At 45.3% G+C, this 14,693-nt stretch carries 12 protein-coding genes; 5 read left to right on the top strand and 7 right to left on the bottom strand.

The annotated features are described in order from the left end of the window. Position 1: 1 nt before the first annotated feature. Together RNZ41_RS05185 and RNZ41_RS05190 are read right to left on the bottom strand one after the other, a co-directional pair. Positions 2-1,675 carry an NAD(P)/FAD-dependent oxidoreductase gene (locus tag RNZ41_RS05185; protein WP_314027777.1) on the bottom strand — a complete coding sequence of 558 codons (1,674 nt, stop codon included), beginning with the start codon at positions 1,673-1,675 and terminating at the stop codon, positions 2-4. 49 nt (positions 1,676-1,724) lie between these two features. After that, complete coding sequence (locus tag RNZ41_RS05190; protein ID WP_282849522.1) at positions 1,725-2,474, bottom strand: SDR family NAD(P)-dependent oxidoreductase; 750 nt, start codon at positions 2,472-2,474, stop codon at positions 1,725-1,727. Positions 2,475-2,697: 223 nt separating this feature from the next. On the opposite strand from RNZ41_RS05190, the gene RNZ41_RS05195 reads away from it, so the two are divergent. The 5 genes from RNZ41_RS05195 to thiE all read left to right on the top strand — a co-directional run bounded on the left by RNZ41_RS05195 (position 2,698) and on the right by thiE (position 5,989). Beyond that, entirely contained in the window at positions 2,698-3,297 is a 600-nt protein-coding gene (locus tag RNZ41_RS05195; RefSeq protein WP_099808070.1) for a TetR/AcrR family transcriptional regulator, read from the top strand. A 72-nt stretch (positions 3,298-3,369) separates the two neighbouring features. Further along, positions 3,370-3,672, top strand: a complete 303-nt coding sequence (locus RNZ41_RS05200; RefSeq protein WP_313421247.1) for a polyhydroxyalkanoic acid system family protein — start codon at positions 3,370-3,372, stop codon at positions 3,670-3,672. A 239-nt stretch (positions 3,673-3,911) separates the two neighbouring features. After that, positions 3,912-4,844: a hypothetical protein gene (locus RNZ41_RS05205; protein WP_007115306.1), complete on the top strand. Its 933-nt coding sequence runs from the start codon at positions 3,912-3,914 to the stop codon at positions 4,842-4,844. A gap of 31 nt (positions 4,845-4,875) precedes the next feature. Next, complete coding sequence (locus RNZ41_RS05210) at positions 4,876-5,337, top strand: GNAT family N-acetyltransferase (protein WP_314027778.1); 462 nt, start codon at positions 4,876-4,878, stop codon at positions 5,335-5,337. Further along, on the top strand, positions 5,327-5,989 hold the full coding sequence (thiE, locus tag RNZ41_RS05215; RefSeq protein WP_314027779.1) for a thiamine phosphate synthase: 663 nt from the start codon (positions 5,327-5,329) through the stop codon (positions 5,987-5,989). Before RNZ41_RS05210 ends, thiE begins: the two co-directional genes overlap by 11 nt. A 9-nt stretch (positions 5,990-5,998) precedes the next feature. Here the strand turns inward: thiE and RNZ41_RS05220 are convergent, their stop codons facing one another. The 5 genes from RNZ41_RS05220 to RNZ41_RS05240 form a co-directional block, all read right to left on the bottom strand. After that, a complete protein-coding gene (locus tag RNZ41_RS05220) occupies positions 5,999-6,910 on the bottom strand; it encodes a pseudouridine synthase (protein WP_314027780.1) in 912 nt (303 codons plus the stop codon). A gap of 57 nt (positions 6,911-6,967) precedes the next feature. Beyond that, a complete protein-coding gene (locus RNZ41_RS05225) occupies positions 6,968-8,527 on the bottom strand; it encodes a hypothetical protein (RefSeq protein ID WP_314027781.1) in 1,560 nt (519 codons plus the stop codon). Between the two features lie 25 nt (positions 8,528-8,552). After that, on the bottom strand, positions 8,553-11,579 hold the full coding sequence (locus RNZ41_RS05230; protein ID WP_314027782.1) for a penicillin-binding transpeptidase domain-containing protein: 3,027 nt from the start codon (positions 11,577-11,579) through the stop codon (positions 8,553-8,555). Between the two features lie 75 nt (positions 11,580-11,654). Then, positions 11,655-13,895: an FtsW/RodA/SpoVE family cell cycle protein gene (locus tag RNZ41_RS05235; RefSeq protein WP_314027783.1), complete on the bottom strand. Its 2,241-nt coding sequence runs from the start codon at positions 13,893-13,895 to the stop codon at positions 11,655-11,657. A gap of 50 nt (positions 13,896-13,945) precedes the next feature. Continuing rightward, positions 13,946-14,665 (bottom strand): RDD family protein, encoded by a 720-nt coding sequence (locus tag RNZ41_RS05240; protein WP_007115300.1) that lies wholly within the window; start codon positions 14,663-14,665, stop codon positions 13,946-13,948. Between the last annotated feature and the right edge of the window lie 28 nt (positions 14,666-14,693).

Raw genomic sequence — 14,693 nt, forward strand, 5'->3', positions numbered from 1 at the left:
TTTACCTTTGAGGGGTGTTGCACAAACCATCATGCGCTAGGTTTTGGCAAAACGCATGGTTGGTCGTGGCGGTTACTTGCCGTCGTTGCACCACCAAGAGTTTTTTGTCAGCGTGGCTTGGTAACTTTGATACGGTAAATTTTGCCGACGGTTTGCTGGGCTTATTGCTTAGCTTAGACAGCCGTTTGATTTGTGCAGCGGTTGAGGCAGCTGTGATATTGGTAGTGACTAAAATGTCGATATCCACCCCCAAACTTTGGCATACCCGCAAGCCACTTTTTACCCCATCTTCATGAAACCCATTAAACCAATAAGCACCACAAAAATGGGTATGCCGCTTCGCTGAAATTTCATGCCAGCGTTTTTGGGCATCGGTCATTTTGTTGTCATATACAGGGTGGCGATAATCCACACGTTTGATAACATGCGCCTCATTAATCGGCGTATTAAGCGTCACCAAATAGTTATGTTTTGCCGTCAATCGTTCAAGGATATTCATGTGATACGTCAATATAGGTTTTTGGTCAGCCACGCGCGCGGTGGGTTTATCTATCGCGTAATTCCAACTTGCCCAAGCCAGCGGTTTTTTGGGTAGAACTTGGGTGTCAGTATGCAAAACCGCTTCGTTATCTGTATACTCAAAAGCCGCTAAAATAGCCGATTCTGTCTCAGTGATATCAGCTAGTAGACGTCTTGCGACATCGGCATGGCAAGCAAATACAACGTCATCAAACACTTGGGTCTGACACTTACCTTGATGAATAAATTCAATGCTAACGCCATCCTTGCCACGCGTGACCGATTGCACGGGGGTATTGATATACAGGGTTGTACCTGCTGCTGCAAGCCGAGTGATTAAGGCATTGACGTATTGCTTTGAGCCGCCCACCAAGGTAAACCACTGTGGACGATTGACCACATCTAGCAGACCATGATTATCAAAAAACTGGGCAAAAAAGAGTAGGGGAAAACGCTTGGCGTCATCCATTCCCATCGACCATATCGCAGATACCATCGGCACCAAGTAGTTGGTTTTAAACAACTCGCCATAGTCATGACTGTCTAAATAATCCCCGAGTGTTTGCTCGCTTAAAGCTGCTTGCTGCATTTTATCGGCTTGGCGAAAATTTGCTAATAGTGATTTGATCTCGCGATTAAAGCGTAAAATCTGCTGAACAAATTGCCAAAATCGGGGGCTTAGCACATGGCGACGCTGAGAAAATAGACTGTTTAAAGTGTGACCATTGTATTCAAAATTAATATAAGTATTTTTAACTGAAAAACTCATCTCAGCTTTTTGAAATGGCACGTTGAGTTCATCAAGCAGGCGAATAAAATTGGGGTAAGTACGCTCATTAAATACAATAAACCCTGTATCGATAGCGACTTTTTCGGTTGATGGTTTAAAAGGATTTTTAAAAGGTGAGCGCTCGGTAACAGTGACATCCAGCGTATTGACATGCCCACCTAGATAATCATTGCTTTCAAACATCGTCACTGCATGACTGTCTTTGAGATAATACGCACACGTTAGCCCTGATACACCACTGCCAATAATGGCAATCTTTGGTGTGGTAATATTTGGCTTAGTAGGCTTGGCTGCTATAGGATTAGCCACCACAGTCTTGGGGACTGTGTGATTAGAGCGCGGGGATTTTTTTGTAAACACTGCCATGTGCGGATATACCTTTAAAGCCAAGTCAAATGATTAACAAGTCAAATGATTAAGTCGTATGAGAAAGTTTTGAACCCACAAAATGCCATACTGTATCAGGTAACTTTGCCAATAGCTTTAAGGGCTGTACCAATGTCTGCGGAAATTCAATGATATTATCATCATTGGCAATCCCGTGTTGAATGGCTTGGCTGGCTTGCTGTACAGTTTGCAAAAAAGGCATTGGAAAGTCGTTCTGCAGCGTCATCGGCGTTTTGACAAAGCCCGGCACTACCAAAGCCACTTTGACCCCATAAGGTTGCAGGCTCATTTGCAAGGTTTTGCTCAGATAATGGATTGCCGCTTTTGAGCTACCATACCCCTCTGCACGCACAAAGGGCACCAAAGCAGAAGCCGAGCCGACGGTGACAATTTTACCTTTAGTTGCCTTGAGGGCAGGTAGTAGCGCTTCGATTGCATGGACTAACGAGCCGTAATTTGCGTTCATCACCCTCATGATAGACCGCGAATCAAAGTTTGGCATGTCAATATATTCGCAAACACCTGCTGCCGCGATGAATAAATCCAGCGTTTTAATGTCGCTAAAAGCTTGCATCACGGCATCATACTCGGTTAAGTCAAGCTGAATCGTTTTTGCTCCCATCGTTGCCAATGTGTGCAAAACATCGCTGTTTCGACCCACCGTATACACCTCATGACCTTGACTTAGATAATCCATTGCCAACTGTAAACCGATGCCTGAGGTTGCACCTGTAATGACGATGGATAAAGGCTTTGAGGGATTGGAGGTTGGCATCATAGCGACTCAATATAACAACTCAATACAAAATTTTGAAAACGACTTACCGCATACTATAAAAGAGTAGCGGATGGTTGGCAATAGGTTTTATACTATTTAGTATAAAAATATAATTATTAGTATATAATCAAATAATAAGTATCATAAAAACATTTGTAGTATAATATTAGCTAATTTTTAACCTCATAAATATTAGAAACCTGAAAAACATTAGAAACTTGTGATGAAAAAGTTAACGTTTAAACAGCGAATGATGCTAGAGCGTGAGTCGCTGATTATTGAAACGGTCAACCATTTGTTAGCCACCAAAGGCTATGACGCGATGACCGTCGATGAGATTGCTGATACGGTGGGCATTGCCAAGGCGTCATTGTATCGACATTTTCCCAGTAAAGAAGCGCTAGGCATGGCGGCGCTGGTTGATATCATGCATAAAGCGCTTGAGATCATCAATCAGCTAAACGCGACCGACCAAACCGCCATCGATAAGCTTAAAGCGCTGACACAGTGGGCGATGCGACTAAAACTGGCGCAAAAAATGCCGAATCTACCGAGTGAGAACTCCCAGCTGCGCGAGCTGCTAATTGCCAATGATGATTACACCAACAACTTGGTGATGTTGTCAGATAGCATCGGTGAATGGATTGAGCAAGCGCAAGCAGAGGGGAAGTTGCAAAGCAATATACCAGGACTGGCAATTTTATACACCTTGTATGCCAGAGCTTGTGACCCTGTACTGGGGTTTTTACGCTCATCTCAGCTGTATGACGATGATGAGATTATCACTATCGTGACCCGCACGTGTTTTGAAGGGTTAACCTAGATTAAGCTAACGCAGACCACTAACAATAAATAGCCAAAAATCCAAGACAGCGTAGAAAAAAAGTAGAAAAGTATGAGTAATTTTGTGATTCATCGTGAGCATGGCATCAGTAAAGCCCAAGCCTTTGGAATAACCGAAGACTGGATTGTCTCAGCAGAAAAAGACTATAAAATGCATTGCGATGTAGTGCGCAGTGATGAGCAAATACGCGTCAACTTTTCTCGTGCCGGTGTGACAGGTACGTTAACAGTAGATGATAAGGTATTTGATATGCAAGCAAAGCTTGGGTTTTTATTCAAAAGTTTTTTGCCGCTGATAGAAAAGACAGTGAACCAAAATCTTGATAACGCATTGCAAGCTGTGAAAGACCGTTAGCATATACAGTGAGCTGAGTGGCAGTTAGCGTTTAGTTTAAATTATTTTATTTAACATAATATACATTATGCGAAATAAAAGCTATCGGCGTCAAAAATGGTATATATGGCATAGTGATTAATTTAATGATGAAATGACAATTAGCAGCAAAACCATTTGCATTTATCAATCAATAATGAGTAGTATGCTCACTCAATTATTTATTTATTGTTTATCATTAAAATCGCCAAGGATTTATCATGATTGGATTTATTGCCCGTCACAGTACGATTTTTATGCCATTGTTTGGCGTGATTGGATTTATATTTCCTGACTTGTCGCATTTTGTCCTTGGGCTTCTGCCGCAGATTTTATTTTTCTTGATGTTCTTTACTTTATTGGGCATTGACCAAACCCAGCTGATTAGACGCATGACGACCCAATATGTTTGGGGATTTGCCATCTTCCAAAGTGCGCTGATGAGCTTGGCGATTACCTTGATTGCTTATTTACTGGGTGTCCGTGGTGATTTGTTGTTGGCTATCGCTGGGCTGTCAGCCACCGCACCGCTATTTGGTACGGGCGCCATTGTGAATGCAGTGGGTTTTGATGCACTATTAGCCATGGCAAAAACCATCACAGCCACGTTGGTCATGCCTATTAGCTTACTGGTCATATTGTGGTTACTTGGCAGCAAGGACGCCCATTTAGACTTTGTCCTGTATATTAAGCGGTTGTTGATTTACATTATCGCCCCCATGATTTTGGCGGTTGCGGCACGGCAATATATTCCCCGTGATAAGCTCAATACTTATTATCCAAAAATTGCCAAGTTTAACATTATTCTACTGATGATGTTTCCGCTTGGATTGATGTCGGGCTTTAGACATACCTTTGACACCAACCCCATGCAGGCGTTAAGCTTGTTTGGTTTGGGCACTGCCTTGTCGTTAGTATTTTACTTTTCTGCTTATTTTTTATACCGCCGCTTTGGCTATGAAAACGCCATTATCTCTGCGCTGGCTTGCGGTGGTCGCAATGTGTTATTGGCGTATACCATCACCACGCCGTTTATGGGTGCGATGTTTTTACCGCTGATTGGCGCGTACCAATTGCCTTCATTTTGCTTGCCGTTATTGGGTAAAAAAATGGTCAAATGGCATACTATCGACAGCCAAGCCAGCCTAAAATAATGCAGATGTTCAATCCGTTTGATTTATTCGTATGCTAACGTTTCAACTCAATCTTCTGCCACAGTTATCATCACAAGCCTTGCATGGCATTTTTAAGGCGCGCTGTGATGTTTTTGTTGTAGAGCAACATTGCGCTTATCCAGACATTGATGACACAGATTTGCTGTGTTGGCATTTACAGGGTTTTATTGATAATAGTCTGGCGTGTTATGCGCGGATTATCCCACCTGATTATCATTATTTGGGTTATGTCGCGATTGGTCGCGTGTTAACGGTTGGCGATTTTCGCGGTCACCATTATGGGCGTGATTTGATGCAAAAAGCCATTGAAATTTGCCAGCAATACTACCCTAGCCAGCCGATTTTTATCGCCGCTCAAACTTATCTGATACACTTTTATCAATCTCTCGGCTTTTGTATACAAGGTGACTGTTACCTTGAAGACGGCATTGAGCATGTCAATATGATATGGGAAGGCAAACATGATGCATAACCGTGCTGATTATCGGCTATATTTGGTCACAGATCGCAATTGCCTGCAACAGCAAACGCTTGAACAAGCCGTTGAACAAGCGATATTGGGCGGCGTGACATTGGTGCAGCTTCGAGAAAAAGCGATTGCTAGCAAAGAGTTCTATGAGCGCGCGCTGCGTATCAAAGCGATTTGCCACCGCTATAACGTACCATTACTCATAAACGATCGTGTCGATATTGCCCTAGCAGTCGAGGCAGATGGGGTGCATATCGGTCAAAGTGATTTGCCTTGTGGCGTGGTTCGGCAAATTTTAGGCAAGGATAAAATCATTGGGGTTTCCGCGCGCACCGCCCAGCAAGCCATCCAAGCGCAAGCAGACGGCGCAGATTATTTGGGCGTTGGCGCGATGTTTGCCACATCCACCAAACAAGATGCCCAAACAGTTACCATAGCGAGCTTAACGCAAATACGACAAGCGGTAACCCTTCCGATTGTCGCCATTGGTGGTATCAATCACACCACCCTGCCCGCCTTACAACAAGCACTGAAAGCTGCCGAAACGTCCACTGATGGTGTGATTGACGGCGTGGCAGTCGTTTCTGCAATTTTGGGGCAAAAAGATATCAAACTCGCCAGTGAACAGCTTAAAAAAATGATAAAAATCAAATAAATCAATCACTTAGATTTTTATCAGCCGTAGCTGACTATCAAAACGCCTTGCTTGCTGGGTAATAGGGTCAATAAACGCGATGGATTTTGCCAACAGTTGCAAAGGCTTCGTAAAATCGCTACTGCCTTGGGTCTTGACAGTCTTGACAGTGGGATAAAAATTGTCATTTAACAGCGGCATACCTAAACTTGCCATATGCACCCGCAACTGGTGTTTTTTGCCTGTCACCGGGGTTAATCGGTATAAGCTAAACGCCCCGTTATTTTCAATCAATTCAATCATAGTGTGCGCATTGGGCTCACCTTGGGCGGTCTTGGTCAAAAAAAACGGCTCGCCACGCTCAAGTCTGGAATGGATGTGAAAAGGATAACTTAAATCGCTGCGAGTCGGTGCTATGGCATGGTAAGTTTTGTGTATGTGTCTATCGGCAAACAGCGCATGATAGCAAGCTCGGCTACTTGGATTAACCGATAATAACATCACGCCTGCCGTATCCTTATCCAACCGATGCAAAGGTGAAATATCATTCACGGCTAACTGCTGTAAGTCTGGATGATTTCTTAATTTGGCTAGCAGGGTTTGGCTGACATAGCGACCTGACGGTGTAACGGGTAAAAAATGCGGTTTATCGACCACCAGCAAATGTCCATCCAAATGAAGAATATTGGGCTCAAATGGAATGATAGGCTCATTCTCAACCTGCCTATAGTACAAGATGGTTTGCCCTGCCAAATAGGGCGAATCTTGTTTAAGTGGCTCACCACGCTCAAGGCTAATTAAACCGCTGTCAAATCGTCGTTGCCAGCTTGCTAAACTAATATGAGAAAAATGCGCTGCCAAATAATCGATAAGCCGCCCACCCATATACGACTTATCATGGGGTAAATATAACTTACTGTGTTTTATGCCGCGCTCTATCATGTTAAATCTATCATCTTAAAAAATCACTTTATCGATATTGTTTTAGTTTACGCCCATTTAATGGGCTAACAACAACTGCACAGTTATCGCATGATTAATGCTTAGCACATCATTGGGCAGCAAAACATCATGTTGTTTGATAGGTTGACCGTTTCGGCTAATGCTGATATTGGGGTCAATCTCATCAATCAGCAGCTGTCCTTGAGATTCGACAATTGCAAAATACACGCCACTGGCAAGCTTTAGGTCATTGGCGGCAAATAGACGTAAGGCATGCGCGATTTGTGCCTCGCGACTGGCAAACACAATCGGAAACTCGCGTACTTTTTGTTGGTGCTCCCCTAGCCCATCCACAGATTTTATGGTCAAAACAATCTGCTGTGGATTTTGGTTCAACTGCGGCAGTTTGCTTTGCGCTTGGCGTGGCGCAGTACTAGCAGCACTAAAAGCCGGCGGGTTTGCTGCGATATGATGATTTGAGTTTGGCTGTGCCTGAGTCTGAGTCATGAATTTAACACCCAGTTTAATCTCATTGCTAAACACCTCACCTTTTTGCAAGCGTGCGTTGTCAGTTGGCGTGGCTGGCACTTTGGCTTTTAACCCAAATTGCGCTTCGTCGGACAAGCTTACCCCAATTGTGGCAAGCTTGGGTTTTAATACCTCATAGCCGTAGGATACCAAATCAATGGCATCATGCGGGGTATGGGTGGATTCGTGGGCATGATTAAAACTGTTAAATAACTGCTCTACCATCGCGGTTGTCAGTCCATCATTGGATTTTAAGGTGATTTGAGTAATGACTTGGGATTTATCCACCCATTGTTTTGCCGCTGCCATAATCGCATCGGTCAATAAATCTTGGTACGGCTTGGCTGATTTTTGGATGTTTGGCAACACAGTTATCATCGGTTTGGGCGCAGCTTTTGTCGTTTGCACTGGTGGTTGCACCCTCGTAGGTTGTTGTGGCTTAGAGGATACAGATGGCATAGGCTCGGTATTCACCAGTGGCGGCTGTATCGGCGCAACCATAGGCACTGGATTGGGGGTTGAAGGCGGTATTGTTGGCTGCACAGGCGTTTGATAAGCTTGAGCAGGCTGTGATTGTGGCGAAACAGGTATTGCGGCTGAAGGCACGGGTGGCTGAATGGGTTCTGGCAAAGTTAATTGTGTGCGCTCAGGGTAGAATCCCGCCTCGGATTTTTCTTCAACAAAACGTGGAATCAGTCGCCCTAACAGGCTTTGATATAGACTGGGTTTTTCGTCTTCATCATCTAGGGCATAGCCGTCAAGCCGTTGAATCAACAAAACGACCGAATTATCTGCTTCGCTCGCTGTGTCGTCGTCATCCGCTGTTTGGGCGGCATGGGTTTTAATCGGCAAAATATGAATATCAGGCATGGTGTATTTGAGCGATTGGGTAAATTGTCGGTAGCTTTCCGCCATTTTCTTATTGGCAGTGATATCAAAACTCGTCGGCACGGAGAGCTGAACACTCACACGTTGTAAGTCATCAATGGCGGTGGTGTATAGGCTAAAGAAATTTTCCATTTCATCAAACACATCGCTTGGGTGTTTGTCGTCAATGATAAAACGGTGATTGGTGGTGATGTAAGCCATAATTTACTCTTAATGGTGAAATTTTTTATTGATGGGTTTGTGTTTTTTTAACAGCTTGCGTAGCATCAGTCACTGGACTAGCCACTGAATCAACCAGTGGGTTGGCGTTTGCAGGACGGCTAATCGCTGAGATTTGATACATCTGTTTGGCCAATATCATGCCGGCTTGTACCGCTCGATTAATGCCATCGCGGGGGTCATCGACCAAGCCATTTTTAGTCCAGTTACGCTCAACCAATACTGCTACCGCTTTATCCCATTTGCCATTTTTATCTTTTAACCCATAGACAAACCATTTATACGGACGAGCATAACACGCCACCGATGGCTGAGTTTTGCCTGCGCGAATGTCCGCATTGTTACACAGATTTGCCACCATACTGGCGGTGACATTGGGGGTATAAAAGCTGCGACCGTTTTGGCGGGTTGGATAGTTAAAGCCGGGCGTGCCTGTTTTGCCCACTATCACGCCCTGTGTCCATGCACAGCTACCAATCGCTTGGTTACAGGCAGCAAAAGCTGTGCCGTTGCCGCCGCCCAAGCCTGTGCCTGCTAGCAGCGTACCTGATAATAAATTGAGCGCACCACGGGCGTCCGATTGGTTGATACCCAGTGGCATGGCGCCGAGTTGGCTGGTAGCTGTGGTCAATGTCTCTTGACTTTGGGCATCGCCTCGCCAGGCTTTAGGACGCAGCGGAATTTGATTGACGCCCCACAAATCCTCAATCAAATGCACGCCGCGACGCTGGGTCGCGCCATTATCGGCAATCAGCAGATTGGCAAACATATCCGACACACCCAGTACCGAGGTTTTGGCATTACCTGCGCCAAACACTTGGTTCATGCTGGCATTGAGCATATCGCCCCCTTGACGACATGCCCCATTCATACGTCCGCCATTGGCTTTGACACAGCTTGCCACTTGGCTTTCGGTAAATTGTAATTGCTTGGTGGTGTAATCTTGCTTGCCATCGGTGAGCAGTACGCCTGAAAAATAGCGGCTTTGTAGCATCGGGTCACTATTGTAGGCTTTACCAAACAATAAATCTTTAAATCCGCAATTCACTCCCCCTTTATCGGCACAATTTACACTCCAGCCCATGTCATCACTGGCTTTTTTAAAGGCGGGCATACCTGGGCAAACGCCTTGTCGGTCACGTTGCAATGACATCGCACTGGTCGTGCGGTAACAATATAAAAAATTCGCCACTTTTTCGGTGGATGAGCTTGCCATCACTTGTTTGAGATATTGCGCTTCAGGGGTTTGCATATTTTTAAACCGTGGATTAGCGCGTACCAGTGCCAATGCTTGTACGGTTTTAACGGTCGAACCTGGGTACACGGTTTGGTATAACGCATGGTTCATGAGGTTTTGCTTGCTCCAGTCTTTTTTCCACAGTATCGGGCAACCTGTGGGCTTAATCGTGGTATCGCCATTATCGGCACGGTAGCAGTTGGAGTCAGCGCTAGCAAGGGCAAGCACGCCTTGGGTTTTGACGTCAATCACCGCGATACCGATACTGCGTACCAAGGCGTTCTCATACATGCCACCCGCGACGTTTTGCAACGCAGGCGACAGCACGCTATCACAGTCCGTGCCATTGGGGTTATTGGTGACACAATCCGCTACTTGCTGGGCGGTGGTCTGTACAGCGGGATCCAGGGTTAACGCCATGTTGTAGCCGATTTTGATATCCGAGCCATCGATATTGATACTATTGATTGGCGGTGCCGTGAGTTTTTGCCACCAGCTGCGTTGATCATTTTTTTGTTGGTAGCTTTGATAAGCGTCCAATAACTGACGGTCAAAATGGCTGGCGTGAATGTTGGACAATTCGCTATACATCAACCCTAGATTGGTCGGTAAAGCAACCTCGGTTTTGCTGGTGGAGGCAATCCGTTTTTTCGGGTCTTGCGTGGGTTTGTCTTGGAGGGTTTGCAGCACGCCATTGGCTTGGTTTTGAATATCGTTTTTGGCTTTATTAAAAGCATTGTTGGGGTCAGATGATGGTGCATTTGGTAAAGTCGCCGCCCCTGTCAATGATTTAGCCAACAAGGATTTGACCGACATCGGAATCAATCTAGGGTTGTTACAAAGCTGGGTTAATGGGTCAACGTCACCTGTGTCAGTCATGGTATTGCCACGACTATCGACGTACAGGTAGCCTGTTTGATTGTCCGCCGTTTTGGCAGTTTTGATGTACACACAGCCCGGTAGCCCATACCAAGGGTTGGTTTGGGTGAGCCAATTGGTTGGCATATGGGCGACATTGGGGTCGTTTTGGTTGCGGCGATTGGGCTGTTGTTCTCGCCATTGTAGTTGCAACAATCGCTCAGGGCTGGCAAGCGTTTTTAGCGCAAAGGCTAACGCGTCTTCGTTGATATGTTGCTCACAGGCTTGTTGCCAAAGGCTGGCAGTTTGCAGTTGGTATTGGTTGGCTAGACGTTTTTGCTGATACAAGCTGAGCAGACTTTGATTAACTCGGTTGATACTGTCGGTAAAACGGGCTTGGTTTTTGGGCTGCATTAAGTCGCACGTTTTGGCAGGCGTGGCGTTGACCGAAGTTGATAGATTAGCGTTTGCACTTTGGGTATTAGTATTTTGGCTGTTGGCTTGGTTGACCACATCCGCCATACCCAGATTATCGACGACAAGTGACACGGCGTTTTCATTCGCCTCTGCATTGTACGTGGTATTTGAGGCGGTTAAGGGCGAGAGATACCACGCCAGCCAGCCGATAAGGCCGACAACAAACACCACCAAAATTACTTGTAAGTTGGTCAAAATGGTTTTGTAAAGCGCTTGAGAAACCCGAAAACTGGCAACTTTACCGTCGTTTTTGATTTTTTTGTTACTATTTTTTGTTTCAGTTGCTTGCGTATTGTCGGAGGTATTGGCAGGCGTGGCTGTTTCTTCAATCTCTGTGGTTGAATCAGTGACATTATTATCTTGTGGTAAGATGTTAGAATCTATGTTTTGAACAGTTTCTAACTTGCCACTGTTCATAGTTTCTTGACTGTTTTCGTCTTTCGGGGTTTGGTTTTCGGTCATTTTGAACCTTTAATTTTTGCAAGCCTTACTAAAATTTGACGTTTCTACAATTGGATAAGTTATTGAGCATACGGTTTATGGTTTATTGCCGTCCAACATCAGCTTTGGCTGAAACAGCGCCAAACTGAGCATAATACTATTGAGCCATAAATTACTGGTGCCATAACTTAAAAACGGCAAGGTCACCCCCGTGAGCGGTAAAATTCCTAAATTCCCTGAAATGGTGACAAGTGCCTGAAACACCGTAATCACCACCCACAGCAAAATCACCCACGCCAGCAAAAAATAACCACCCGATAACAGCCGTGATTTCATCTGCTCACTGGCGAACGCCATCTGCTGACGGGCAATCAGTACCAGCCACGCAAAATACACCATCATCAGCACCACACTTGCCCCGATACCCACCACTGCCATCACCGAGGTAATCGTATAGTCACTTTGCATTTGTAGCGGCACGCCCTGACAGCCCGACAAATGGCTGTTTGTTAAGTGATAACCACACCACGGAATATCGCCAAACCCATAGCCTATCATCGGCACACTATCGCGAAACCAATGCAAAATCGCCATCTGATCGTTGCTCGCCACAAACGGATTGACCCACGCATTGACCCGCTCGGCAGTACGCGCATCAAACCCGCTTAAATTCACCAACACCATCATCAGCAAAAGCAAAATCGCGGTACTCGACAACACGCCCAAAATGTAACCCCGTCCGCCCATTTGGAAAATTTTGTTGGATAGCGCCACGCCCACCAAAAAGGTAAACAAAAACAAAAATACCAGCATGGTGCCTTTTTCATTGGCAATACCCAGTGCGATAAATGGCAACACCACCGCAAAAGCAAGCAGCAGGGTCATTTTTTTGGAGCGGAAAAACAGATGATTAATCAAGCCGCGTTGGTTAATCGCCAAAAACACGCCCAAAAACACCATCAGCCAAATTTTTGACAGTTCAGCGACTTTCGCACTGTCACTGTGAATCAACACTGCCAAGCCCAAATAGCCCACCGCAAAGGCAAGTAGCCACACACGCGCTTTAGTCATCGCCGATTTAACATTGCCCCAACTGCTGTGTAGTAAGTTATTGGCAACGAGGATTTTAAGCCCCCAACTCAGCAAACTGCTAATCGGGCGAGCCAGGCTAATAAACACAAAACACCAAAACAAATCTTTGAAATGATTGAGGAAAATATAACGTAGTGACAAATAACTACGGGTGCTTAAATCAAATAAAATCATCAAGCCAAAGGTGGCAAAGCCTACAAACAACGGATAAATCCACATAGATGACAGCATGGCACGGTTGTCGGGGAATTTTTCCATCAACCGACGTATGGGCGAAAAAATCGTCAATACACTCAGTAGCACGCCGACGCAAAACAGCACGCCCCCCACCATCATCGGCAATATCACCGTATGGCTAACACCCGCAATGACCAATCCCCACACAGTGATGGCTATTGGCAACACTTCTAGCCAGTGCTTACGCCGCGACAGCCATAGCAAGCCCCATGTCACCCATGACCAAATAAACACTTGAGCGAGCATTCCCCAATGGGTGGGCGTGCCAATTAACGGCAGTAAATTGTTCGCTTGCAGGGCTTTTTGTTGGTTGTTATTAGCGTCATAGATACTGGCAACATCATTTGCTGATTGATTTAACAGTTTGGCAATAGCAGGCTGATTGCTAAACAAGCGATTGTAGGCAAAACGTCGATTGCCATCGGCGACCGCAAGCATTGACACGGCAAAATTAGCTTGGTCGGCAGGGGATAATTTATCGGTTTTTACCGCCATTAGGTTGTTTAAACTATCGAGTTGCCCACTAGCGTTAAGGTGTAGCCAATCTTGGCGATTGCTGAGTTTATCGCCACCCAAATTCACTTCGGTTTCATTTTCAACCAGCTCGGTTTGGCGTTGCTGTTTGCCTTGGGCTTGCCATGCGGCCGCTAAGGCTTGTTGGGTTTTGGTAAAATGTTGCTTTGCCTCACTCATTAATTGTGCGGGCTGACTGGCTTGGGCACAGGCTTGAGTCATGCCATAATTGGGGTCATTACGGTTGTCATACAGATTAGTAATGACATTGTCGCCACAATATTTGCTGAGCAGTTGCGGTTTGGCGATGCCTTCAGTATAGCTGGTGAGTTCGAGTTGATAACGCTGCAGTTTGGGTGAATGGGCGTAATCTGCCAGTAAAAATGCGCCAATTAACAGGAGCCATACCACCGCTAAAATTATGATTTCGCTCAACGTTTGCGCTTTGGCGTTAGGTTTTTTGCTGGCTTTTGTACGACTCACTATGTTTAGCATGGGGTTTTCCAAATTGATTAACTTTTTTTATTGCTATCCCTGTTTAAAAATTAATTGGGGTCATACAACACCACCGTACGCGCGATTAAATCATGCAGCGTTTGTTTACGGGCGGTAAACCACATCAAAAAACCAAATGGCAATAAGATAAGCTTTAAGGTTTCGCGGATTAACGCATGGAAAAAATTAACCCGTTGTCCCTGCATACCAAACACCCACATACCCATAATCACCTTGCCCACCGTTGCTTGTCGTCCCAAACAGGTCAATAACGTCATATAAAATAAATAAAATCCATACGCTATCAAGGCAAGCGTTTGATCGGTAAACCCACGAATGCCAAGCTGGGGTAAAATCTGTGGCAACAATAATTGATAAGCCAATCCCAATAATAAACTGACTAACGCTAAATCAAATAGATAAGCCAATGCGCGGCGCACAAAACCTGCATACAGCATGGTATAAGCAGGCTTGCGAGTCTGTAGCGCGGTTGAAGGCAGCTGACTGACAGCTGGCGTTGGGTATTGGCTAGGTTGCTGTGGCTGTACTGCGGGAGCGACATAATGTTCGGGCTGGGTCACCTGAGAGGGCTGAGGCGCGTTATAGGCACTGTCATAGGCATTATAGCCACTTGACTGTACAAACGAATTCGCTTGCTGCGGCTGAGTATGATTATCAGATTGTTGCGCAAACTGACGACTGCCACAATTTGGGCACATAACCGCAGTTTTTGGTAATTTTTGACCACATTGTTGGCAGACAATAATCATAGATGTTTACTACCCCATTTTCATATTT

It is taken from the genome of Moraxella sp. DOX410 (assembly GCF_032248735.1).
Taxonomy (GTDB): domain Bacteria; phylum Pseudomonadota; class Gammaproteobacteria; order Pseudomonadales; family Moraxellaceae; genus Faucicola; species Faucicola tetraodonis.

Excerpts from the sequence above, each read along its gene's own strand:
- RNZ41_RS05185 (WP_314027777.1), bottom strand. The coding sequence starts at position 1,675 with ATGGCAGTGTTTACAAAAAAATCCCCGCGCTCTAATCACACAGTCCCC.
- RNZ41_RS05190 (WP_282849522.1), bottom strand. The coding sequence starts at position 2,474 with ATGATGCCAACCTCCAATCCCTCAAAGCCTTTATCCATCGTCATTACA.
- RNZ41_RS05195 (WP_099808070.1), top strand. The coding sequence starts at position 2,698 with ATGAAAAAGTTAACGTTTAAACAGCGAATGATGCTAGAGCGTGAGTCG.
- RNZ41_RS05200 (WP_313421247.1), top strand. The coding sequence starts at position 3,370 with ATGAGTAATTTTGTGATTCATCGTGAGCATGGCATCAGTAAAGCCCAA.
- RNZ41_RS05205 (WP_007115306.1), top strand. The coding sequence starts at position 3,912 with ATGATTGGATTTATTGCCCGTCACAGTACGATTTTTATGCCATTGTTT.
- RNZ41_RS05210 (WP_314027778.1), top strand. The coding sequence starts at position 4,876 with ATGCTAACGTTTCAACTCAATCTTCTGCCACAGTTATCATCACAAGCC.
- thiE (WP_314027779.1), top strand. The coding sequence starts at position 5,327 with ATGATGCATAACCGTGCTGATTATCGGCTATATTTGGTCACAGATCGC.
- RNZ41_RS05220 (WP_314027780.1), bottom strand. The coding sequence starts at position 6,910 with ATGATAGAGCGCGGCATAAAACACAGTAAGTTATATTTACCCCATGAT.
- RNZ41_RS05225 (WP_314027781.1), bottom strand. The coding sequence starts at position 8,527 with ATGGCTTACATCACCACCAATCACCGTTTTATCATTGACGACAAACAC.
- RNZ41_RS05230 (WP_314027782.1), bottom strand. The coding sequence starts at position 11,579 with ATGACCGAAAACCAAACCCCGAAAGACGAAAACAGTCAAGAAACTATG.
- RNZ41_RS05235 (WP_314027783.1), bottom strand. The coding sequence starts at position 13,895 with ATGCTAAACATAGTGAGTCGTACAAAAGCCAGCAAAAAACCTAACGCC.
- RNZ41_RS05240 (WP_007115300.1), bottom strand. The coding sequence starts at position 14,665 with ATGATTATTGTCTGCCAACAATGTGGTCAAAAATTACCAAAAACTGCG.